Source organism: Burkholderia sp. AW49-1 (assembly GCF_053427845.1).
On record NZ_JBSAXF010000001.1, the window covers coordinates 419,200 to 442,705 of the forward strand.

Below are 23,506 nucleotides of genomic sequence, written 5' to 3' on the forward strand. Positions count from 1 at the left end.
CAACGCTCCGATGGACGTCACAGCCACCCGCCCCGCCAACGCGCTCGACGTGTTCCACCCGGCCGTCGCCACGTGGTTCCGCCGTGCGTTTGCCGCGCCGACCGGCGCACAGGCGCTCGCGTGGCCGCACATCAAGGCCGGGCGGTCGACGCTCGTCGCCGCACCGACCGGCTCCGGCAAGACGCTCACCGGGTTTCTCTGCGCGCTCGACGACCTCGTGCGCGACGCGCTCGCGCACGACGGCGCGCTGCCCGACGCGACGCTCGTCGTCTATGTGTCGCCGCTGAAGGCGCTGTCGAACGACATCCACGTGAATCTCGACGCGCCGCTCGCCGGCATCGCCGAATCGCTCGCGCAACTGGGCCTGCCAGTGCCGGCGATTCGCACCGCCGTGCGCACCGGCGACACCACGCAGGCCGAACGCGCCGCGCTGCGCAAGCGCGCGCCGCACATTCTCGTGACGACGCCGGAGTCGCTGTACGTGCTGCTGTCGTCCACGTCGGGCCGACAGATGCTGTCCAGCGTGCGCTCGGTGATCGTCGACGAGATCCACGCACTGGCATCGTCCAAGCGCGGCAGCCACCTCGCGCTGTCGCTCGAACGCCTCGACGCGTTGACGGGTCGTGCGCTGCCGCGCATCGGCTTGTCGGCCACGCAGAAACCGATCGACGCGGTCGCGCGCTTCCTGGTCGGCGGCCCGGCCGATGCGCCGCGCGACTGCACGATCGTCGACACGGGTCACACGCGCGAGCGCGACCTCGCGCTCGAGCTGCCGAACGTGCCGCTCGAACCGGTGATGGCGACCGATGTGTGGGAACAGGTGTACGACCGGATCGCCGCGCTCGCGGCCGCGCATCGCACGACGCTCGTCTTCGTGAACACGCGGCGCACCGCGGAGCGCATGGCGCGCCATCTTGCCGACCGTCTCGGCAAGGACGCGATCGCCGCGCATCACGGCAGTCTCGCGAAGGAGCATCGCTTCGAAGCCGAGCAGCGGCTCAAGCGCGGCGAATTGAAACTGCTCGTCGCGACCGCGTCGCTCGAACTCGGCATCGACATCGGCGACGTCGATCTCGTGTGCCAGGTCGGTTCGCCGCGCGGGATCGCGCCGTTCCTGCAGCGCGTCGGCCGCTCGGGGCACCATGTCGGCGGCGTGCCGAAGGGCCGCCTGTTCCCGCTGTCGCGCGACGAGCTGGTCGAATGCGCGGCGCTGCTCGACTGCGTGCAACGCGGCGAGCTCGACGCGTTGCGGATTCCCGAAGCGCCGCTCGACGTGCTCGCACAGCAGATCGTCGCCGAAGTCGCCTGCACGGAATGGCAGGAGGACGCGCTGTACGCGAGCTTCACACGCGCGGCGCCATACGCGAGCCTGTCGCGCGAACGCTTCGACGACGTGATGAAGATGCTCGCCGAAGGCTTCACCAGCCGTCGCGGCGTGCGCGGCGCGTATCTGCATCGCGACGTGGTCGGCGGCACGGTGCGCGGGCGCCGCAACGCGATGATGACCGCGACGACATCGGGCGGCACCATTCCCGACATGGCCGACTACGCGGTGCTGCTGGAGCCCCAGGGCATCCAGGTCGGCACCGTCAACGAGGATTTCGCGATCGAGAGCCTCGCGGGCGACGTGTTCCAGCTCGGCAACCAGTCGTACCGGATCATTCGCGTGGAAACGGGCCGCGTGCGTGTCGAGGACGCGCAAGGCCAGTCGCCGAGCATTCCGTTTTGGCTCGGCGAGGCGCCCGGGCGCAGCGACGAGCTGTCGGCGGCGGTCGGCCGGCTGCGGGCGCGGCTCGACGGGTTGTTCGTCGAAGGCGATCGGCACGCGGAGGCCGGCGGACGCAAGCACGCGAACGGCGCCCCGGCCGGCAAGACGGGCACGCGCGGCAACGCCAGGCAGGCGGCGGAATCCCGTGCCGCCACCGATTCGCGCGACGACGCCGTCGGCACCGCGATCGGCCCGGCCGAAAGCCGCCTCGCGCCGGCGCTGCGCTGGCTCGTCGACGAACTTCATCTGTCGCCCGATGCCGCCCGCCAGATCGCCGACTATCTCGCGCGCACGCGCGCCGCGCTCGGCGCACTGCCGACGCAGGACACGCTCGTGATGGAGCGCTTCTTCGATGAATCGGGCGGCACGCAACTGGTGATCCATTCGCCGTTCGGCAGCCGCATCAACCGTGCGTGGGGGCTCGCGCTGCGCAAGCGTTTCTGCCGCAGTTTCAACTTCGAGCTGCAGGCCGCCGCGACCGACGACGCGATCATTCTGTCGCTGTCGCTCGCGCACAGCTTCGCGCTCGACGAAGTGTGGCGCTACCTGCGCTCGGCCAGCGCGGAGCACGTGCTGGTCCAGGCACTGCTCGACGCGCCGATGTTCGGCGTGCGCTGGCGCTGGAACGCGACGACCGCGCTAGCGCTGCCGCGCTTCACCGGCGGCCGGCGCACCGCGCCGCAGCTGCAGCGGATGAAGAGCGAGGACCTGCTCGCGACCGTGTTTCCCGATCAGGTCGCGTGCCTCGAGAACATCGTCGGCGAACGCGAGATCCCCCATCATCCGCTCGTCGACCAGACGCTCGACGATTGCCTGCACGACGCGATGGATACCGACGGCTGGCTCGCGCTGCTGCGCCGGATCGAAAGCGGCGCGATCGAGCTGATCGCGCGCGACCTGCCCGCGCCGTCGCCGCTGGCGGCCGAGATCCTGAACGCGAAGCCCTATGCGTTCCTCGACGACGCACCGCTCGAGGAGCGCCGCACGCAGGCCGTGCAGTCGCGCCGCTGGAGCGATCCCGAATCGGCCGACGATCTCGGCGCGCTCGACGCCGACGCGATCGACGCGGTGCGCGACGAGGCATGGCCGCTCGTGCGCGATGCCGACGAAATGCACGATGCACTGCTCACGCTCGCCTGCGTCGCCGACAGCGAAGCGCATGCGCACGACGGCTGGCCCGAGCGGCTCGCGGAACTGGCCGAACGCCGCCGCGCGACGAAGCTCGTCACGTCGGACGGCGCCGCGCTGTGGGTGCCGGTCGAACGGCTGGTCTGCATGCGCGCGCTGCACCCCGACGCACGCGTCGCGCCGGCGCTGAAGGTGCCCGCCGCCTGCGCACAACCATGGGAAGTCGATGCCGCGCTCGTCGATGTGATCCGCGCGCGGCTCACCGGCTTCGGGCCGCTGACGCTCGACGCGATCGCGCAGCCGCTCGGCCTGCCATCCGCGAGGATCGCGACCGCGCTCGCGGCACTGGAGCGCGAAGGCTACGTGATGCGCGGCCGCTTCACGCCGGGCGCGACGGCCGACGAATGGTGCGAACGTCACCTGCTTGCGCGCATTCATCGCTACACGGTCAAGCGGCTGCGCCGCGAGATCGAACCGGTCGAGCGCGCCGATTTCATGCGCTTCCTGTTTCACTGGCAGCACCTGACGCCCGACACGCGCGGCTCGGGCCGCGACGCGCTCGCGGCCGTCGTCGAGCAGCTCGAAGGCTACGAAGCCGCGGCGAGCGCATGGGAAGACGCGCTGCTGCCCGCGCGCCTGACCGACTACACGGCGGGCGGCCTCGACGAGCTGTGCCGCTCGGGCAAGCTCGTGTGGACGCGCATCGGCGCGCCGGCCCGCGCGGCCGGCACCCCCGTGAAAACGACGCCGGTCGTGCTGCTGCCACGCCGCCACCTCGGCGCATGGCAGGCGCTGCGCGACCCGGACGCGCAACCGGCGCTGTCCGCACGCGCGACGCAGGTGCGTGACGCACTCGCCGCCCATGGTGCGATGTTCTTCGACGCGCTGCTCGACGAACTGCATATGTTGCCCGTCGAACTCGAACAGGCGCTCGGCGAACTCGTGTCGGCCGGCCTCGTGAATGCGGACAGCTTCGCCGGACTGCGTGCGTTGCTGAAGCCCGCAGTCAAGCGCAGCGCGACGTATGCCCCGCGCACGCGGCGCGGCGGCGCGCTGATCGGCGGAATGGACGACGCCGGTCGCTGGGCGCTCGTGCAACGCGCTTCGGCACCGGACGATGCGCTCGCACTGAAGCGCGGGCCGGCCGCGACCGATCCCGACGCACTCGAACATATCGCCTGGACGCTGCTGCGCCGCTATGGCGTGGTGTTCTGGCGGCTGCTCGAACGCGAGGCCGACTGGCTGCCGAGCTGGCGCGAACTCGTGCGCGTGCTGCAACGTCTCGAAGCGCGCGGCGAGATTCGCGGCGGGCGCTTCGTCGCGGGGCTCGCGGGCGAGCAGTTCGCGCTGCCGGAAGCGATCCCGATCCTGCGCGAACTGCGTCGCCAACCGGGCGACGGCCAATACGTGTGCGTGACGGGCGCCGATCCGCTGAACCTTGCCGGCACGTTGTTGCCCGGTGACAAGGTACCCGCGCTGGCCGGCAATCGCGTGCTGTTCCGCGACGGCGTGCCGGTCGCGTCGCTCGTGTCGGGCACGTTCCACTACGTGCCCGAGCTGCCGCCCGCTGCACGCGAGGATGCGCGGCTGCGACTCGCACGCCGCTACTGACATCGGCTGACACGCGGCACGTCGCGGACTACTGAACGCCGCGCCGCATCGCCGCGCCCGTTCGGGTAGCATCGAGCGATTCACCGCGCGGCCGTCCGCGCGCAGAACAAGCCTTCCGGAGACTGCCCTTCATGTCCTCGCATGCCGATTCGCACGCCGCGCATCACGCGGGCTCGCTGACGATTTTCCAGGGCGCCGCGCTGTACATCGGCGCGGTGCTCGGCACCGGCGTCATCGCGTTGCCCGCGCTCGCCGCCGAGGTCGCGGGCCCGGCGTCGCTGCTTGCGTGGGCCGCGCTCGTCGTGCTGTCGGGGCCGCTTGCGACCACCTTCGCCGCCCTCGGCGCGCGCTATCCGGACGCGGGCGGCGTATCGACCTACGCCCGACGCGCGTTCGGGCCGAAGGCCGCGGCGATCGTCGGCTGGTGTTTCTATTTCGCGGTGCCGGCCGGTGCGCCGGCCGCCGCGATGTTCGGCGGCGCGTACGTCGCGGCCGTCACGGGCGGCGGGCATACGACGGTCATCGTCACGGCTGCCGCGCTGATCGCGACGGTGTCGGCCGCGAATGCGTTCGGCGTCACGGTGTCGGGCCGCATGCAACTCGTGCTGTCGGCGCTGCTCGTCGCACTGCTGCTGGCCGCCGTGCTCGCATCCGCGCCACATGCGCGCACGGCGAACCTCCATCCGTTCGCGCCGCACGGGTGGCTCGCGGTCGGCCAGGCTGCCGCACTGCTCGTGTGGAGCTTCGCGGGCTGGGAAGCGATCACGCACCTCGCGGCCGAATTTCGCCGACCCGCGCACGACATGCCGCGCTCGGCCGGCATCGCCGTCGTGGTGGTCGGCTTCCTGTATCTGTCGGTCGCGGCCGCGAGCGTGACGGTGCTCGGGCCATCGGCCGGCGCGTCCGGTGCGCCGCTTGCGGAACTGATCGCGGGCGGCATCGGCGGTCATGCACAGGTGCTGGCGGCCGCGGCCGCGCTGCTGCTCACGCTCGGCACGATGAATGCGTATTTCGCGGGCGCGGCCAAGCTCGGCGCGGCGCTCGGGCGCGACGGCGCACTGCCGGCGTGGCTCGCGCAAGGCAGCCAGGTCGGCGGCGTGCCGCGCCGCAGTCTCGGCGTGATCGCGATGCTGGCAGCCGTCGCGCTCGCCGCGACGACGCTCTCGGACGTCGGACCGAAGCCGCTCGTGCTCGTCACGTCCGGATGCTTCGTGATGGTGTATGGCCTCGGCGCGGCCGCCGCGCTGAAACTGCTGCCGCGCAGCGGCGTCGCATATCGCTGCGCATGGATTTCGCTGGTCGCGGTCGCCGGGCTGTTCCTGACGACCGGATGGTATTTCCTGTGCCCGCTGCTGCTCGCGGGCGGTGCGCTGCTGTATCTGCGGATAGCCGGGCAGCGCACGTGATCGCTTGCCGGTGCACGCATGCGGACAAGCGTGCACCCGTTCGCCGCGATGCACCGGCCGCACACCGCTTCGCCCGGTGCGTCAGGCCGGCACCAGCTCGAAGCTGAGCCGCTTGCCGAGCGCGGTGGCGGCGCTCGCGAGCGTCGCGAGCGTGAGGCTCGTATCGGTTTCGTCGAGCAGCCGGTTGAGTGCGGCGCGGCTGGTCTTCATCCGCGCTGCCATCGCGGTTTTCGTGATGTGCTGCGCCTTCATTTCCTGCCCGATCTGCCACGCGATCACGCGCTTGATCGCGGTCGCGGTGGCCGCTTCGAGGTGCCCTTCCTCCTCGAGGAATGTGTCGAAGTCGCTGCCGATATGCGGATTGTTCGTGGTCGTCATGGGTACTCCAGTGCATGGCGTTGCCGGCCGGCACATCGCCGATCGCATGTGGCGGCGCAGCCGGGGGAATTCAGATGGCGCGCGTCAGCGCTTTCAGCCGCGCGACGGTCACGTCGAGATCGTCGGATGGCGTGGCCTGCGACTGCTTGAAGAACGCATGCAGCAGCACCATCGTGTCGCCGACGATCGTGAACAGCACGCGCGCGCTTCGCCGCGGCAGCATCACGCGGATTTCCCAAAGATCCGCCGACATCTTCCGGACCAGCGGCATGCCGAGCGGCCAGCCGAGCTGAACGGTCTTGATCTCTTCGCCGATCACCCTGCGCTCGATCTGCCCGAGCGCCTGCAGCCATTCGCGCACCGGCTCGTTACCACGCCCGGTGCGGAAGAACCGCACGCCGAGCGTGATCTGAATCTGCTGTCTCGCCATCGTCGTGTCATCGAGCGTATCAAAAACGGTACGATATGCCAAGCATGACGAGGCCCGCTACTGACCGAACGGCTAACGAATGGAGGCGAAAGAACGACGGCCGGACACCACCCGCCCACGCCCTGCCAAGTGTCTCAACGCGCGCGACGAGCCGGCTTGCGCGCGCCGCGGGGGGTGCGACCGATGGGCGCATCGCCGAACCGCGCTTGTGCGATCTCGCGCACGGCGTCGATGAGCGTCCGGGCGACGGGCGACGGTTGCGCATCGGTGCGCAGCACGAGCCCGACCGGCTCGTCGGTACCCGCGGACGGCAGCGGCAGCCGCGCGAGTGCACCGGCCGACAGGTCGGATTCGGCCGCATAGAGCGGCACGAACCACACGGCGTCGTTCTCGAGCGCAAGCGCACGCGCGACCGACACCGACAGCACCTCGATGAACGAATCCAGCGGCGGCGCGCCGCACGCGCCGAGCAGTTGCTCGGCCGACTGGCGGATCAGCGTGCCGAACGGCGGCAGCACGACCGGGTAGCGCGCGAGTTCGACAGCCGGCGTGGCGCTCGTCAGCAGCGGATGGCCCGCGCGCACGACTGCGACGAGCGGTTCGTTGTACAGCTGCTCGAACGCGAGGCCGATCATCCGCTCCGGCTCCGACAGGCGCCCGATCGCGCATTCGATCGTCCCGGCCTTCAGGCGCTCCAGCAGTTCGGCGTTCGCGGCCGTCGCGATCCGCACCACGATGCGCGGCCAGCGTGCGGTCAGCGCCTTCATCAGCGCGGGCGCGAGCGATGCCGCAACCGTCGGCAGCATGCCGATTTCGAGCGTCGCCGCCGCCGCGCCGCCCTCGCGCGCGAGCAGCCCGACGCCCTGCCGCAGCGCCAGCACGCACGCGTTCGCATGCGGGATGAACAGTTGCGCTTCGCGGGTCGGCTGCGCACCGTGTCGCCCCCGTTCGAACAACTTCACGCCGAGGATCGACTCCAGTTCGGCGATCGTCTTCGACACGGCCGGCTGCGTGATCGACAGGCTTTCGGCCGCCTTCTGCACGCCGCCCAGTTGCGCGACCGCGAGAAAACACTGCAGGTGCCGGAATTTGACGCGGCCGTCGGCGATACGGTTATTCATAACGAGCAGTTATGCGAGTGACGATGAAATGCCATTTTGCATAACTTTCCGGTAAGGCCCAAGCATTCGGCGCGGTATCACGCATGACGCCGCAGCGCGTGGAATCCGGTCGGCTCCCAGATCCGTTTCGCGATCAGCAGGGCCGTGCCGCGCTTCTGCCCGAGCGGCGCCGACGACGACTCCGCATGCAGCGCCGCCGCCTTGCTGCCGAGCCGCCGCAGTTCCTGCTCGAGTTCCGCGGCGGCCGCGTCCGTCAGCATCCCTTGCGAGAACGTCATCGTCTCCCCCGGGCCGTCGAAGCGGCTGCCGAGAAAGTCGTCGAGCACGTGCGCATGGAAATAGCGGTGGATCGGCCCGCCCGGCAGCCAGTCGAAATCGCGCGCGACGCGCACGCGAATCCGGTCGCCCGGAAGCAGCGCGATCACGTTCATCCGGTCGAGCATCAGCAGGTATTTCACGCACTCGGCCTGCGTCACGCGATAGGCGGACACGATGTCCTGCACGGTCCAGTAGTTGATCGCGCAGACAGCGACGAGCAGCAGCTTCTCGTCCGACACGAGCAGCGCCTCCTGCTGCTCGGTCAGCACGCGCAATCGCGGCGCGGATGCCGACGCCTCCTGCACGAGCTCGGCGAGCGTATAGCCGAGCAACTGCGCGATTTCCGCGACACGCTCCAGCGTGAAGCGGCCGCTCGCGAACAGCCGCTTCACGCTCGTCTCGGACACGTCGAGCGCACGCGCGACGTCGCGGTAGGTCATTCCCTGCGCCTTCAGCTGCCGCTTCAGCGTTTCGATGAGTTGGGCGATCTCGGTCATGTTGGTATCGAAAAATGATGCTAATGGTCGGATATTAGGCTACTCGCGCATCCAAACAAGCACTTTTGGATACTCGTCTGCATAATCCGCTCCGTCCTGTCACGCACCGACGGAGCCGCGATGAACACCCGAACCGACACCCATTCCTTCGATCCGCAGCACGCTGCCCGGCGCGATGCCCGCGACACCGATCCCACGCTACCGCTCGCCACGATGCGCACTTTGGCTGCCGGCGCGCACATCGGGGATCTCGTGTTCATCCGCGTACCGGACGGCGCGTCCCGCGCCACCGCAGGCACCTCAGACGCGTGGGCCGGTCGCTTCGGCATCGTCGTCGATACGTCGGGCGACGAGCCGCTGATCGCCGAGCCCGCGTTTGCGCGGACGAAGCTCACGCCGCTGTCGCGCTTCGTCGCCCGCGCCGTCGGCGGGCGCATCGCGCTGGCCCGCCGCGTCGCGGCACCGAACGCCGACGCGCAGCGCAACGTGCATGCGCTGGCCGAACAGCGGATCGACGCGCTGCTCGGCAGCCGCGTCAAGCTGCTGGCGCAGCGCGGGTTCTGCGCGAACTACGTGACCGACGTGATCGGCGCCGATCGCGCCGTGACACCAGCCGCGCTGCTGCGCAGCGGCACGCTGTCGCTCGAATTCGACGGGATCGTCTTCGATCCCGCCCGACCGTAACGACGAAGGACGAACGACGGGCACGCTCGGGGAGGCCGGATAACAACAACAACGAAACACAACAAGGCAGCGACGGGCTGGCTGGAGGGCCGTGCACGGAGTCGTCACCGACGACGCGAAGCCCGATCGCTTTTTTCGCCGGACAGGCTGCCTGTCCGGCGGATTTTCATTGGCGCCGCAAAACATAACGAGCAGTTATGTAATTCGCGAAAAAAGGTCATTTTTCATAACTTTCCGGATTGGCTAAAGTCTTGCCGTCCACTTCGCGAAATACCTATCAGGAGACGCCCGATGGATTCCCCCACGATCCTCACACCGCGCGACTGGCCGTCGCATCCCGCATATGTCCACCCCGAATACCGTTCGTCGGTGAAGCGCGGCCCGACGCGCCCGATGATCCCGTTGAAGGAGAAGCTGCGCGACCAGTTCGCACCCGTCTACGGCGCCGAGGATCTCGGCGCGCTCGACCACGACCTGACGAAGAACGCCGTGAAGAACGGCGAGCCGCTCGGCGAGCGCATCGTCGTCACCGGTCGCGTGCTCGACGAAGGCGGCAAGCCCGTGCGCAACACGCTCGTCGAGGTATGGCAGGCGAACGCGGCCGGCCGCTACGTGCACAAGGTCGACCAGCACGACGCGCCGCTCGATCCGAACTTCCTCGGCGCCGGCCGCTGCATGACCGACGCCGAAGGCCGCTACCGCTTCCTGACGATCAAGCCCGGCGCGTATCCGTGGGGCAACCATCCGAACGCGTGGCGCCCGAATCACATCCACTTCTCGCTGTTCGGCGACTACTTCGGCTCGCGTCTCGTCACGCAGATGTACTTTCCCGGCGACCCGCTGCTCGCGTACGACCCGATCTTCCAGGGCACGCCGGAAGCGGCGCGCGACCGCCTGATCTCGCGCTTCTCGATGGACATCACCGAAGAAGGCTATGCGCTCGGCTACGAATTCGACATCGTGCTGCGCGGCCGCGACGCTACCCCGATGGAGCGCTGAACCATGACGACGCTGAAACAAACCCCTTCGCAGACGGTCGGCCCGTACTTCGCGTACGGCCTGTGCCCGCAGCAATACGACTACGATCTGAAGAGCCTGTTTACGCCGGCGATCGCCACGCCGGACGCCGAAGGCGAGCACGTGCTGCTGGTTGGACAGGTGTTCGACGGTGACGGCAACGTCGTCAGCGACGCGGTGCTCGAATTCACGCAGGTGGACGCGGCGGGCCGCTATCCCGCATCGCGTGACGACATCGCGAAGTCCGGTTTCACGGGCTTCGCACGCGTCGGCACGGGCACCGATGCGCAGCACCGCTTCGTCGTACCGACGGTGAAGCCGGGCCGCCTCGCCGCCGACGAAGCACCGCACGTCAACGTGACCGTGATGATGCGCGGGATCCTGACCCACGCGTTCACCCGCGTGTATTTCGACGACGAAGCTGCCGCGAACGCGGCCGATCCGGTGCTGAACCTGGTGCCGGCCGAACGCCGCGCGACGCTCGTCGCGAAGCGCGACGCGCAACCGGGCCGGCCCGTCGTGTACCGCTTCGACATCCACATGCAGGGGCCGGACGAGACCGTGTTCTTCGACGTGTGACGCGGAGCCGGCGCCGGCCGGCTGCTCACACCGAACCGCCGCGTGGCGCGATACCAACAGGTATCGCGTCGCGCGGCGGTTTTCGTTTTCGCGCGCCGACATTCGATGCCGTGCCGCAGCATGTCCGGTCGGGATTGTCGATGCCCGTAGTTGCCAGCTTCAGACCCCGGAATCGAACGCGCGATTAAAACGCATGCTGCGACTGCACATGGATCGTCGCGGCCGCGCGATATCGTTTGCGCGTTATGCGGCGTATGCTTTGTTATCCGCAGCCCATCGACGGCATTGAATCGAAAAAAGCAATAATTCCACGGCTCGATGCGCGAACGCGCCCCCACCGGCTGCCACGCATTTTTTCTGACCGAGTGCCTTTAAGCGCGTCTGACCGAAACCTGGCAGGCGCGTTTTTTTCGTCCGTGACCGAAGCACGGCACCCGGGCCGGCCGCCGTATCCGTTCCGACTAGCGGCGCGCCTCCAGATACCGGCTCGGCGTTTCGCCGAGGATGCGGCGAAACGCCGACGTAAAGGCGCTCGCGCTCGCATATCCGAGATCGAGCGCGACACGCGTCACCGGCTGCCCGTCGCTCAGCCGTGTGATCGCCGCCAGCATGCAGACCTGCTGGCGCCACGCGGCGAAACTCACGCCGGTCTGCGCGCGGAACAGCCGTGTAAACGTGCGCCGGCTCACGCCCGCATCGGTCGCCACCTGGTCGAGATCGGCCGCGATCGACGGCGACGCGAACAGATGCCGGCAGATCTTCGCGAGGCGCGCATCGCTCGGCAGCGGCGCGTGCAGCGACAGCCGCGGCATCGTCGCGATTTCCGCGATCAGCAGCGCCATCAGCTTGCCTGCCCGGCCGTCGACGTCATACATCGCCGGCAGATCGATCGCATCGTCGATCAGTTGCCGCAACAGCGGCGACACGCCGTATACGCCACACTGGTCCGACAGCCCCGCGGCCCGGGCCGCGTCTTCGGACACGAACGCGTTGAGCATCGTGACCGGCCCGGTCATCGTCATTTCGTGCCGCACGCCGGCCGGCACCCAGCACGCGCGCTGCGGCGGCACCAGCCAGCGGCCGTGCGGCGTCGACACGCTGATCGTGCCGCGCGACGCAAACGCGAACTTGCCTCGCCCGTGCGCGTGCGCCGGAAACGTCGTGCCCGCCGCGTAGTCGTTGGCGGTCGCCACGACGCTACGCGGAATATGTTCGTAGGGATCCAGCAGCGTATTTCTCAAGGCCCGAATTCCATCATGAAGGAACCGATAGCGAAGGCGGGTCACCTTCGATCGGTCTACGATCCGCTCCACGCTTGCGCGACCGGACGGCCGCAAGACCCGACGGCCGAAACGGCCGGATAGCGACTTCATCGGAGCGGAGATGTCCAATACGTTTCATCTCGCGGGGCGCGGGCCGACACGGATTTCAGCGACGAGATCGCGGTCCGGCATCCGGTCGGCACGCATCACCGCAGCATGAACGACATGGCCGACAGGCTGTTCAGCGTGCGCACCACGTGCTCCACCGACGGCCCGCCGAAGCGCAGCGTCACCGCATCGACCCGCTCGAGCGACGGCAGCACGCAAAACAGATCGGCGAGCGCGGCCGTCTGCACGCGCAGCGTGCAAGCCACCGGCGCGGGCCGATGCGCACCCGCGCGCCAGCCGGACGACAGCGCGTGCGCGACCGTTTCGCGTGCGGCGGTCGCGATGCGCGCGCAGGACGCTGCCGGCGTGAGCGTGTCGCCGCTCGATGCGCCGCCGGCCGTCTTGACCGTCTCGAAACGCGCGTCCGGAAACAGCGGCCGGGTTTCCTCGGCGAACACGTCGTCGCCCGACGCCAGCGCAACGTGCGCACCGTATTCGCGCGCCAGCGCGCCGTACAGCCCGGCTTCGCCGAGCTCGACGCCATTCAGCCACACCTGCGTGAACGCGAAGCCGTTGATGGTGTGCGCAAGCACGCCGCGTGTCTGCGATTTCGCGTGAAAGCCGATCATGAACACGAGGTCGGGCTGCTGTTCGAGGCCCGCCATCATCCCCAGCGTACGCGGCTTGCCGAGCACGACGCGGGCACGGGCATCGAGCCCGTCGGGCAGCAGATTGCGAAAGCCGCCATGCGAATCGTTGACCCAGACGGCCTGCGCGCCGCCGGCGAACGCGCCTTCGATCGCCGCGTTCGCCTCGGCGGTCATCCAGCGGCGCGCGCGTTCGTATTCCGGATTGCCGGCACGCGTCTGCTCGACGGCGAACACACCGGCCACACCCTCGATGTCGGTCGAGATCAGAATCTTCATGAATGGATCGGACGTCCTTCGTTGCCTTCGTTGAATAATCGATCGAGATCGGGCACCGCGTCGCGCAGCGATTGCCGCACATGGCCGTCGCGCCCGGTCACGGTCACGGCCTGCAGCAGCGCGTCGGCGATCGCGTGTTCGACGCTCTCGGCCGCGGCCGTGAACAGCGGATCGAGCGCCGCATCGGCCACGAGGGCCGGTAGCGTGATGGTCGACGCATCATGCGCGACCGTGTACGCGGTCGAAAATGCGAGCGCGATGTCGCCGCTGCCGTGCCCGTAGACCGAACCGGTGCGAGCAAGCCCGACGCCCGCGCGACGAGCGAGCCGCGACAGTTGCCGCGCGTCGAGCGGCGCATCGGTCGCCAGCAGCAGGATGATCGACCCTTGCTCCGGCGCCGGCGCGCCCGCGGCGGCACGCCGCTGCGCGACGACGCGCCCGAGCGGCACGCCGCCGAGCGTCAGCATCGGCAGACGGCCGAAATTCGCGAGCACCAGCGCGCCGACCGTATACGGCCTGCCGGCCGCGACGGCCACGCGCGACGCGGAGCCGATCCCGCCCTTCAGGTCGAAACACGACATTCCGCGCCCGGCGCCCACCGCGCCACGCGCGAAGTCTCGCGCCGCCGTATTGCAGGCTTCGTCGTAATGCGCGGCCGTCACCGCGAACGCCTGGATGTCGTTCAGATAGCCGTCGTTGCACTCGAACACGAGCGGGTTGACGGTCGACCAGTCGCGGCCGATATGCGGATTCTTCGCGATCGCCGCGCGGATCTGCGCCTGCGCGACCGCGCCGACGCCGAACGTGTTGGTCAGCGCGATCGGCGTGTCCAGCGTGCCGAGCTCGTCGACCTGCACGAGCCCGACGCTCTTGCCGAAGCCGTTGATCACGGCCGCGCCGGCCGGCACCTTGCTGCGGTAAAGATCGCCCGGATGCGGCTTGACGACGGTGACGCCCGTCTGCACGTCACCGGCATCGAGCGTCGCGTGGCCGACCGTCACGCCCGGCACGTCGGCGATCGTGCCGCGTGGCCCGGCCGGCAGCGTCGCGGCCCACATGGGTGCAGCTCGCATCAGCGCCGCTCCAGCTTCGGGTCGAGCGCGTCGCGCAGCCCGTCGCCGAGCAGGTTGAACGCGAGCACCGTCAGGAAGATCGCGAGGCTCGGGAAGATCGCGACGTGCGGCGCGGTCACCATGTCCGCGCGCGCCTCGTTGAGCATCGCGCCCCACTCCGGCGTCGGCGGCTGCGCGCCGAGCCCGAGGAACGACAGGCTCGCGGCCGTGATGATCGACGTGCCGATCCGCATCGTGAAGTACACGACGACCGACGACACGGTGCCCGGCAGGATGTGCCGCATGATGATCGTCCAGTCGGATGCGCCGATGCTGCGCGCGGCTTCCACGTAGGTCATGTGCTTGAGCATCAGCGTGTTGCCGCGCACGAGCCGCGCGAACGCCGGAATGCTGAAGATCGCGACCGCGCAGATCACGTTGACCATCCCGTTGCCGAGGATCGCGACCACGCCGATCGCGAGCAGGATCCCCGGGAACGCGAACAGCACGTCGGCCACGCGCATCGTGATGCGGTCCCACCAGCCTTCGTAGTAGCCCGCGAGCAGCCCGAAGAACGTGCCGACGAGCGCGCCGAGCGCGACCGAGAAGAAGCCGGCGGCGAGCGAGATGCGCGTGCCGGTGACGATCCGGCTGAAGATGTCGCGGCCGAGCGAGTCGACGCCGAACCAGTGCACGGCCGACGGCCCCGCGTTCAACGCGTCGTAGTCGAAATAGTTCTCCGGATCGAACGGCACGATGTGCGGGCCGACGAATGCGAGCACGACGAGCGCCAGCACGAAACCGCCGGCGGCCAGCGCGACGGTCTGCTTGCGGAACTTGCGCCAGAATTCGCGCCACGGCGTGCGGATCGCGCTCGATGCGGCCGGCGCCGCGGGCTGGACAGTCGCGTTCATGCGCGCCTCACTCTCACTTGAACCGGATGGTCGGGTTGATGACCGCGTACAGCACGTCGACGGTCAGGTTGATCAGGATGAATTCGAGCGAGAACAGCAGCACGATCGCCTGGATCACCGGGTAGTCGCGCATCGTCACCGCGTCGACCAGCAGGCGCCCGAGCCCCGGCCAGTTGAACACGGCCTCGACGACGATCGAGCCGCCGAGCAGGAAGCCGAACTGCAGCCCCATCATCGTGACGACCGGGATCATCGCGTTGCGCAGGCAATGCTTGAGCACGACCATCGGCTCGTGCACGCCCTTGGCGCGCGCGGTGCGCACGTAGTCCTCGTTGAGCACCTCGACGAACGACGCGCGCGTGAAGCGCGCCATCACGGCCGCGACCGCGGCGCCGAGCGTCAGCGACGGCAGCACGTAGCTCTTCCACGTGCCGTCCGGCACGACGGGCAGCCAGCCGAGCTTCACCGAGAAGATCTCCATCAGCAGCATGCCGAGCGCGAATGCCGGAAACGAGATGCCCGACACCGCGATCGTCATCCCGACGCGGTCGGGCCAGCGGTTGCGCCATACCGCCGACGCGATCCCGATCGCCATTCCGAACGCCGTCGCCCAGACCATGCTGACGAGCGTCAGCAGCAGCGTCGGCATGAAGCGCTCGCCGATCTCGGTCGATACCGGACGCTTGCTGCGCGTCGACATGCCGAAATCGCCGTGCGCGATCTTCACGAAGAAGTTCGCGAACTGCGTCGGCAGCGGCCGGTCGAGCCCGAGATCGGCGCGCACGAGCGCGACCGTCGCGTCGTCGGCTTCCGGGCCCGCCGCGAGCCTCGCCGGATCGCCCGGCAGCAGGTGCACGAACAGGAACACCAGCACCGCGACGATCGCGAGCGTGGGCAGCAGGCCGAACAGGCGTTTGACGAGAAAATTCAGCATGGGGCACCGATCGAATCAGCGCGCCGGCAGCTTGCGTCGCCGGCGCCGCACAACGGGCGAATCGTCGTCATTTCACCGAGATTTCGTCGAAGTTGAACGAACCGTCCGGCATCACGTACATGCCGTGCAGGCGCTTGCTGCGCGCATAGACGATCTTCTCCTGCACCAGGAAGATCCACGGCGCGTCGGCCCACACCTGCTTCTGCGCGTCGGCGTACAGCGCGGCCTTCTTCGCGTTGTCGGTCGTCTCGAGCGCCTTGGCGAGATCGTCGTCGACGGCGCCGTTCTTGTAGTACGCGGTGTTGTAGAGCTTCGGCGGCGCCGATGCGGACGCGAGCAGCGGCGACAGCGCCCAGTTCGCCTCGCCCGTCGAGGCCGACCAGCCGCTGTAATACATCCGCACCGGCGCCGTCGCCGGGTCCTGCGCGCTCTCGACCTTCGCGACCCGCTCGCCGGCCTCGAGCGCCTGCACCTGCACCTTCACGCCGACCTGCGCGAGCTGCTGCTGGACGAACTGGATCAGCTTCTGCGCCGTCGAATGGTTGTACGCGGACCAGAGCGTGGACTCGAAGCCGTTCGGATAACCGGCCTCCTTCAGCAGCGCGCGCGCCTTCGCCGGATCGTACGGCCAGGGCCCGAGCTTGGTCGCGTATTCGACGCCCACCGGGGCGACACCCGTCTGCGGGGTTGCGTAACCGGCAAACACGACCTTCGCGAGCGCTTCCTTGTTGACCGCGTAGTTCAGCGCTTCACGCACCTTCGGATTGTCGAACGGCTTCTTCTGCGTATTCAGCGAGATGTAGCGCTGGATGATCGACGGCCGCTCGATCAGCTCGACCTTCGGATTGCTCTTCAGGTCGGCCGCCTGCTCGAACGGGATCGTAAACGCGAAATCGGCTTCGCCGGTCTTGAGCAGCGCGGCGCGCGTGTTGTTGTCGACCACCGGCTTCCAGTCGATCGAATCGACCTTCGGATAGCCCTTCTTCCAGTAGCCGGCGAACTTCTTCACCTTCATGTCGTCGGTCTGCTTCCATTCGACGAACTCGAACGGGCCCGTGCCGACCGGATGCAGCGACACGTCACGCCCCCACTTCTTCAGCGCGGCCGGCGAAATCATCACCGCCGACGGGTGCGCGAGCGTGTTGATGAACGCGGAGAACGGCTCGCGCAGCGTGAAGCGCACCGTCATCGGATCGACCACCTCGGTCTTCTCGATCACGCGGAACAGCCCGTAACGCTTCAGCTTGTTCGCCGGATCGGTCACACGGTCGAAGTTCGCCTTCACCGCGTCGGCGTTGAAGTCCGTGCCGTCGTGGAACTTCACACCCGGGCGCAGCTTGACCGTGTAGACCTTCGCATCGGGCGACGCCTGGTAGCTCGTCGCGAGCACGTTGACGAGCTTCATGTCCTTGTCGAAGCCGAACAGCCCTTCGTAGAACGACTTGACGACGGCTTGCGACACCGTGTCGTTCGCGTCGTACGGATCCATCGTCGTGAACGTCGAGTACACGGCGACCACGACGTTCTGCTGCGCGAACGCGGGCACGGCGACCGACAGCGCGAGCGCGCCTGCCCCCGCGGCGAACAACGCGCGCGGACGGAACATCGGGAACGAATGCGACTTGTTCATTTTGTCTGGCTCCTGTGGATGATTCGGTAACGCGTGGTGGAAATCGCGGCGTGACTGCATCCGCTCGGGAAAATGGCGCCGTTGCCTGGCGCGTGCGCAGCTGCGGTCCATATGCGCCTCGCCGTGCAATCAATACGCGCCGCCGACGCGATGCGTCGCGACGTAATGATCGGGGCCGACCGCGACGAGCGGCGCGACGAGCGGCTCGTCGCCGACCGCGCGGATCGGGCTCGGAATCTCGTCCGCCGCGAGCTGGCGCGGCGCATGCCGGCGCGCGGGGTCGGCCACCGGCACCGCGCTCATCAGCTTCTTCGTGTACGGATGCTGCGGCGCCTCGAACACCGCACGGCGCGGGCCGATCTCGACGATCTGGCCGAGATACATCACCGCGACGCGATGGCTGACGCGTTCGACGACGGCCATGTCGTGCGAGATGAACAGATACGCGACGCCCAGCTCGCGCTGCAGGTCGAGCATCAGGTTGACGATCTGCGCCTGCACGGACACGTCGAGCGCCGACACCGATTCGTCGGCGATCACGACCTTCGGATTCAGTGCGAGCGCGCGCGCGATGGCGATCCGCTGACGCTGGCCGCCCGAGAATTCGTGCGGATAGCGACGCGCGGCCTCCGGCGGCAGGCCGACCTTGTCGAGCAGCCAGTCGACGCGCGCCTGCGCATCGCGGCCGCTCGCGACGCCGTGCACGAGCAGCGGCTCCATGATCGAGAACCCGACCGTCAGGCGCGGGTTCAGCGACGCGAACGGATCCTGGAAGATGAACTGGATGTTTCGGCGCAGCGCCTGCAGGTCATGGCCCTTCATCGCGCTGATGTCGCGGCCGTCGAATTCGATCGAGCCGCTCTGCGATTCGACGAGGCGCAGCAGCGAGCGGCCGGTGGTCGACTTGCCACAGCCGGATTCGCCGACGAGCGCCAGCGTCTCGCCCGCGCGCAGCTCGAAGCTCACGCGCTCGACCGCGTGCACGTATTGCGACACGCGGCCGAACACGCCGCTCTTCACCGGAAACCGCGTGACGAGATCGCGCACCCGCAGGATCGGCGGCGCGGCCGGATCAACGTGCGGCTGCCCGGCGGCGGGGGCCGCGGCCGCGTTGCGCGCATCGTTCGCGGCAGGCGCCGGCGCGGCCGCGCTCGCGCCGTCCACCTTCAGCAGCGGGAATTTCTCGGGGTTATCGGTGCCCTGCATCGAGCCGAGCCGCGGCACGGCCGCGAGCAGCGCACGCGTGTAGCGATGCGCGGGCGTCGCGAAAATGCGTTCGGACTCGCCCTCCTCGACCTTCTCGCCGCGATACATCACGAGCACGCGATCGGCCACTTCCGCGACCACGCCCATGTCGTGCGTGATGAAGATCACGCCCATGTTCATTTCGTCCTGCAGGCCGCGGATCAGCTGCAGGATCTGCGCCTGGATCGTCACGTCGAGCGCGGTCGTCGGTTCGTCGGCGATCAGGAGCGCCGGCCGGCACGACAGCGCCATCGCGATCATCACGCGCTGCCGCATCCCGCCGGACAATTGATGCGGATAGCGCGCGAACACGCGGCGCGCCTCCGGAATGCGCACGAGATCGAGCAGCCGCAACGCTTCCGCGCGGGCTTCCGTCGCGCTCTTGGACTGGTGCAGCGCGATCGCCTCGCTGATCTGGTCGCCGACCGTAAACACCGGATTCAGCGACGTCATCGGCTCCTGGAAGATCATCGCGATGTCCGCGCCGCGGATTCCGCGCATCGTCGCCGCGCTCGCCTGCGCGAGGTCGACGAGCGCGCCGCCGCGACGCCGCAACACGATCCGGCCGCTCGTGATCTCGCCGCCGCCATGCTCGACGAGCCGCATCAGCGCGAGCGACGTGACCGACTTGCCGGAGCCCGACTCGCCGACGATCGCGAGCGTCTCGCCGCGATCGACGTGAAACGACACGTTGCGCACCGCATCGAACGTCGCGTTTTCGCGGCGGAACATGACCGACAGGTCGTCGACGGCGATGACGCGCTGCTCCGGCAGCACCAGCGCGGACGGGGTTCGGCTCGAAGTCATGCGGAGGTCTCCTCGTGCGGTCCGGAATCAGGCCGCATCGTCGCGATAGATGCCGACCACGGGCGCCTCGCCGACGCGTGCGTAGCCGCGATACATCCCTTCCGTGTTGAACGGCATCGCGACGTTGCCGTGCGCGTCGACCGCGATGATCCCGCCGCGCCCGGCCACGCGCGACAGCTTGTTCATCACTGCGTCGTGCGCGGCATCGGCGAGCGATGCACCGCGATAGGCCATCTGCGCGGCCACGTCATGCGCGGTCGCGAGCCGGATGAACATCTCGCCGGTGCCCGTCGCGGATACCGCGCAGGTCGCGTCGTCCGCGTAGCAGCCGGCGCCGATGATCGGCGAATCGCCGACACGTCCGGGCTGCTTGTTCGTGATGCCGCCAGTCGACGTCGCCGCCGCGATATGGCCGTGCACGTCGCACGCGACCGCGCCGACCGTGCCGTGCTTGCGGTCGGGATCGAGCGGCTCGGCCGGCTGCCCGGCGCCGAACGCGAAGGTCGCGGCATCGTGATCGAGCATCGTGCCGGCCGCCGCGCGCGCCTTGACCCACTGTGCATGACGCGCTTCCGTGTCGAAGTAGCCGGGCTCGGCGAGTTCGAGGCCCTGTGCGGCCGCGAACGCGTCGGCGCCCGCGCCTGCCAACAGCACGTGCTCGCTCGCCTCCATCACGCGCCGTGCGGCGAGCACCGGATTGCGCACGCGGGTCGCGCAGCAGATCGCGCCGGCCGCGAGCGTCGTGCCGTCCATCACCGCCGCGTCGAGTTCGTGCTTGCCTTCGGCCGTATAGACGGCGCCGCGCCCCGCGTTGAACAGCGGACAGTCCTCGAGAAGCCGCACCGCGACGGTGACGGCATCGAGTGCGCTGCCGCCATCGGCGAGCACCTGTTGCGCGGCCTGCAGGATCGCGGTGAGTTCGGCGCGGTACTGGCGTTCCGTGTCGGTGTCCATCGCATCGCGCAGGATCGTGCCTGCACCGCCATGAATCGCGACGATCGCGGGTGAAGTCATGATTTTTTCGGACCGGAGGAAGAGGGGTTGGCGGTCGGCTGCGCCGCTTGCGGGTGGATCAGCCACGGCAACAGGAATTCGGTCATTTCGGCGGCGGACTTCGCGGAGCGGTGCGTGCGCAGCGCGACCGCGTCGATCAGCGCCTCGATCATCGTCAGCACGGCCGCTTCCGACGTGGCCGCGAAACGCCGTTCGGCCTTCACGTACAGATTCAGCGACGCGATCGGTGCAAGCGGCGAACCGGGCCCGTCGGAGATGCCGAGCACGCGCGCGCCACGCGCGGCCGCGCGGCGAGCCAGCTCGATCGTGTCCTTGACGTAGCGCGGAAACGCGAGCGCGATCACGAGATCGCGCGAGTCGGCCGTGTACAGGCGCCGCGCCGCATGCGACGGGCCGCCGAGCAGCGCGAGCGACTGCACGTTGTCGTGACACACCGACAATCCGTGCTCCATCAGCCCGGTCAGAAAGGCGCTCGAACCGGCGCCGAGGATCAGCACGCGCCGCGCGCCGACGATCGCCTCGACGGCCGCCTCGACGTCGGCCGCATCCAGCTGCGCACGCGTGTTCTCGATGTTCGCGACGGCCTGGTCGAACACCGCGTCGATCCACGCGGCGCCGCGCACGCCCTGCTCGTGCTCCTGTTCCTGCTCCTGCGCGGAACGCAGCCGCTCGACCGGGCCGAGCGTCGCCTCGAAGCCGCGCACGAGCGCCGCGCGCATCGCGGGATAGCCGTCGAAACCGAGCGCCTTCGCGAACCGGTTCGCGGTCGCGATCGACGCATTCACGGCCTGCGCCAGCTCGTCGATCCGCATCGTCGCCGCGCGAAAGGGATTCGCGAGGACAAACTCGCCCATCCGGCGGTGGATCGGCGTCATCCGCGGCATGGCCGAGGCGATGCGCTCCGCGATCGCGGATTCGTCGTGACTGGCATCGTGCGGAACGAGAGGCGTCATGCGAATGGTTTTGCAAGGTAGATGAAAATCAATTTACACAATCTGCCGGCAGGAAAAAAATAAATTTTCATCAGGGTTGTCACGCCCCCTGCCGGGCCCGCCTGATGCGGTCGGTCGTGCGACGGCCGCTCGGCTCCGTCCAGCGCGCATTGGGCGCCACGCGTCGCGCACCGCACGGGGGCTCTGTCCGGACTTATCGGGAATATCCCGAGGATGTTCGTTCGAATGCAGAATCACGTTGACCGGATTCGAATTCGAACATAGGATGCTCGAAAATGATCAGTCGTCCGATAACATCGGCCCTCAACGGCAGCGAAATGTTCGATTGAATGCGGTGATGCCGGTCGAATTCGGGCGAATCTACCACCTACAAGATCGGACATCGTACAAACATGACCGCATCAGGCGCCCCAGCCGGGCGACTTGCATGGTTCAGGAGACAGCAGTGAAAACAGTCAAGGCGTTGCGCTGGTGGATCATCGTGCTGGTATGTCTCGGCACGATCCTCAACTACCTCGCACGAAATTCCCTCGCGGTGCTCGCACCGGAACTCAAGCAGGTGTTCGCGATCTCGACGCAGCAGTACTCATATATCGTCGGGGCGTTCCAGATCGGCTACACGATCATGCAGCCGGTATGCGGGTTCATCGTCGACCTGGTCGGCCTGCGGGTCGGATTCGCGCTGTTCGCGATGCTGTGGTCGGTGGTCGGCGTCGCGCACGGCTTCGCGTCCGGCTGGCTGTCGCTCGGCATCCTGCGCGGCTTGCTCGGGCTGTTCGAGGCCGCCGCGATCCCGTCGGGGATGAAGGCCGTCGCCGAATGGTTTCCCGATCGCGAGAAATCCGTCGCGGTCGGCTACTTCAACGCGGGCACGTCGCTCGGCGCCGCGATCGCGCCGCCGCTCGTCGTGTTCCTGTCGATGCGGTTCGGCTGGCAATCCGCGTTCATGGTCACCGGCGCGCTCGGCTTCGTGTGGGCCGCGCTCTGGTACACGCAGTACCGGTCGCCGTCCGATCATCCGCGCATCACGTCGCAGGAGCGCACGCTGATCCGCGACGGCCAGGCCACGATGCCGGCCGCGTCGAAGCGCCGGATTCGCGACGTCGTCACCGCGCGCCGCTTCTGGGCGATCGCGCTGCCGCGCTTCTTCGCGGAACCCGCGTGGCAGACTTTCAGTTTCTGGATTCCGCTGTACCTCGCGACCGAACGCCACATGCCGCTCACGCAGATCGCCGTATTCGCGTGGATGCCGTTTCTCGCGGCCGACCTCGGCGGCATCGCCGGCGGCTATCTGTCGCCCTACCTCGCGAACCGGTTCAGGCTGCCGCTCGTGTGGTCGCGTGTCGCCGGCGTCGCCCTCGGCGCGGTGCTGATGCTGGGGCCGGCGATGATCGGGCTCGTGTCGTCGCCGTACACGGCCATCGGCCTGTTCTGCGTCGGCGGCTTCGCGCACCAGATGATCTCCGCGCTCGTCAACACGCTGTCGGCCGACGTGTTCGATCCCGAGGAAGTCGGCACCGCCAGCGGCTTCGCGGGCATGGCCGCGTGGATCGGCGGACTCGGCTTCTCGCTGCTGGTCGGCGCGCTCGCCGACAAGATCGGCTACGCACCGCTGTTCGCGTGCCTCGGCCTGTTCGACATCATCGGCGTCACGCTGCTCGCGGTGCTGATCCGCGGGCAATCGAAGCAGGAACGCCTGCTCGCGCAGCACGCCTGACCTCCGT

At 68.5% G+C, this 23,506-nt stretch carries 19 protein-coding genes; 6 read left to right on the top strand and 13 right to left on the bottom strand.

Features of this window, described 5'->3' with window-relative positions; translation table 11 throughout:
• The first annotated feature begins 10 nt into the window (after nucleotides 1-10).
• The gene (locus ACV22W_RS01745; protein ID WP_448017457.1) at nucleotides 11-4,507 is read left to right on the top strand and encodes a DEAD/DEAH box helicase; all 4,497 of its coding nucleotides are present in this window, start codon (nucleotides 11-13) and stop codon (nucleotides 4,505-4,507) included.
• Nucleotides 4,508-4,638: 131 nt separating this feature from the next.
• Nucleotides 4,639-5,913: an APC family permease gene (locus ACV22W_RS01750; RefSeq protein WP_448017458.1), complete on the top strand. Its 1,275-nt coding sequence runs from the start codon at nucleotides 4,639-4,641 to the stop codon at nucleotides 5,911-5,913.
• Nucleotides 5,914-5,994: 81 nt separating this feature from the next.
• On the opposite strand, the gene ACV22W_RS01755 is transcribed toward ACV22W_RS01750, so the two are convergent.
• The 4 genes from ACV22W_RS01755 to ACV22W_RS01770 all read right to left on the bottom strand — a co-directional run bounded on the left by ACV22W_RS01755 (nucleotide 5,995) and on the right by ACV22W_RS01770 (nucleotide 8,657).
• A complete protein-coding gene (locus ACV22W_RS01755; protein WP_059466239.1) occupies nucleotides 5,995-6,291 on the bottom strand; it encodes an XRE family transcriptional regulator in 297 nt (98 codons plus the stop codon).
• A gap of 70 nt (nucleotides 6,292-6,361) precedes the next feature.
• On the bottom strand, nucleotides 6,362-6,721 hold the full coding sequence (locus ACV22W_RS01760; RefSeq protein WP_448017459.1) for a type II toxin-antitoxin system RelE/ParE family toxin: 360 nt from the start codon (nucleotides 6,719-6,721) through the stop codon (nucleotides 6,362-6,364).
• A 134-nt stretch (nucleotides 6,722-6,855) separates the two neighbouring features.
• Complete coding sequence (gene pcaQ / locus ACV22W_RS01765; RefSeq protein ID WP_448017460.1) at nucleotides 6,856-7,842, bottom strand: pca operon transcription factor PcaQ; 987 nt, start codon at nucleotides 7,840-7,842, stop codon at nucleotides 6,856-6,858.
• A 77-nt stretch (nucleotides 7,843-7,919) separates the two neighbouring features.
• The gene (locus ACV22W_RS01770) at nucleotides 7,920-8,657 is read right to left on the bottom strand and encodes a helix-turn-helix domain-containing protein (protein WP_448017461.1); all 738 of its coding nucleotides are present in this window, start codon (nucleotides 8,655-8,657) and stop codon (nucleotides 7,920-7,922) included.
• Nucleotides 8,658-8,777: 120 nt separating this feature from the next.
• Here ACV22W_RS01770 and ACV22W_RS01775 point away from each other — a divergent pair, with 120 nt between their 5' ends.
• The 3 genes from ACV22W_RS01775 to pcaG all read left to right on the top strand — a co-directional run bounded on the left by ACV22W_RS01775 (nucleotide 8,778) and on the right by pcaG (nucleotide 10,937).
• Nucleotides 8,778-9,341, top strand: a complete 564-nt coding sequence (locus tag ACV22W_RS01775) for a YiiX/YebB-like N1pC/P60 family cysteine hydrolase (RefSeq protein WP_448017462.1) — start codon at nucleotides 8,778-8,780, stop codon at nucleotides 9,339-9,341.
• 291 nt (nucleotides 9,342-9,632) lie between these two features.
• Entirely contained in the window at nucleotides 9,633-10,340 is a 708-nt protein-coding gene (gene pcaH / locus ACV22W_RS01780) for a protocatechuate 3,4-dioxygenase subunit beta (protein WP_059525082.1), read from the top strand.
• 3 nt (nucleotides 10,341-10,343) lie between these two features.
• On the top strand, nucleotides 10,344-10,937 hold the full coding sequence (pcaG, locus tag ACV22W_RS01785; protein WP_448017463.1) for a protocatechuate 3,4-dioxygenase subunit alpha: 594 nt from the start codon (nucleotides 10,344-10,346) through the stop codon (nucleotides 10,935-10,937).
• A gap of 461 nt (nucleotides 10,938-11,398) precedes the next feature.
• On the opposite strand, the gene ACV22W_RS01790 is transcribed toward pcaG, so the two are convergent.
• The 9 genes from ACV22W_RS01790 to ACV22W_RS01830 form a co-directional block, all read right to left on the bottom strand.
• On the bottom strand, nucleotides 11,399-12,178 hold the full coding sequence (locus tag ACV22W_RS01790; protein WP_448017464.1) for an AraC family transcriptional regulator: 780 nt from the start codon (nucleotides 12,176-12,178) through the stop codon (nucleotides 11,399-11,401).
• A gap of 227 nt (nucleotides 12,179-12,405) precedes the next feature.
• Complete coding sequence (locus ACV22W_RS01795) at nucleotides 12,406-13,233, bottom strand: M55 family metallopeptidase (RefSeq protein WP_448017465.1); 828 nt, start codon at nucleotides 13,231-13,233, stop codon at nucleotides 12,406-12,408.
• Nucleotides 13,230-14,306: a DmpA family aminopeptidase gene (locus ACV22W_RS01800; RefSeq protein WP_448017466.1), complete on the bottom strand. Its 1,077-nt coding sequence runs from the start codon at nucleotides 14,304-14,306 to the stop codon at nucleotides 13,230-13,232. Before ACV22W_RS01800 ends, ACV22W_RS01795 begins: the two co-directional genes overlap by 4 nt.
• Entirely contained in the window at nucleotides 14,306-15,199 is an 894-nt protein-coding gene (gene gsiD, locus ACV22W_RS01805) for a glutathione ABC transporter permease GsiD (protein ID WP_448017467.1), read from the bottom strand. The genes ACV22W_RS01800 and gsiD overlap by 1 nt, the downstream gene beginning before the upstream one ends.
• A 13-nt stretch (nucleotides 15,200-15,212) precedes the next feature.
• On the bottom strand, nucleotides 15,213-16,133 hold the full coding sequence (gene gsiC, locus ACV22W_RS01810) for a glutathione ABC transporter permease GsiC (RefSeq protein WP_448017468.1): 921 nt from the start codon (nucleotides 16,131-16,133) through the stop codon (nucleotides 15,213-15,215).
• Between the two features lie 67 nt (nucleotides 16,134-16,200).
• Entirely contained in the window at nucleotides 16,201-17,763 is a 1,563-nt protein-coding gene (gene gsiB, locus ACV22W_RS01815) for a glutathione ABC transporter substrate-binding protein GsiB (RefSeq protein WP_175907242.1), read from the bottom strand.
• 129 nt (nucleotides 17,764-17,892) lie between these two features.
• Entirely contained in the window at nucleotides 17,893-19,815 is a 1,923-nt protein-coding gene (locus ACV22W_RS01820; protein WP_448017469.1) for a dipeptide ABC transporter ATP-binding protein, read from the bottom strand.
• Between the two features lie 27 nt (nucleotides 19,816-19,842).
• Nucleotides 19,843-20,829 (bottom strand): isoaspartyl peptidase/L-asparaginase family protein, encoded by a 987-nt coding sequence (locus ACV22W_RS01825; RefSeq protein ID WP_448017470.1) that lies wholly within the window; start codon nucleotides 20,827-20,829, stop codon nucleotides 19,843-19,845.
• Nucleotides 20,826-21,782 (bottom strand): MurR/RpiR family transcriptional regulator, encoded by a 957-nt coding sequence (locus ACV22W_RS01830; RefSeq protein ID WP_448017471.1) that lies wholly within the window; start codon nucleotides 21,780-21,782, stop codon nucleotides 20,826-20,828. Before ACV22W_RS01830 ends, ACV22W_RS01825 begins: the two co-directional genes overlap by 4 nt.
• A gap of 445 nt (nucleotides 21,783-22,227) precedes the next feature.
• On the opposite strand from ACV22W_RS01830, the gene ACV22W_RS01835 reads away from it, so the two are divergent.
• Nucleotides 22,228-23,499, top strand: coding sequence for an MFS transporter (locus ACV22W_RS01835; RefSeq protein ID WP_448017472.1), 1,272 nt, complete (start codon nucleotides 22,228-22,230; stop codon nucleotides 23,497-23,499).
• Nucleotides 23,500-23,506: the final 7 nt, after the last annotated feature.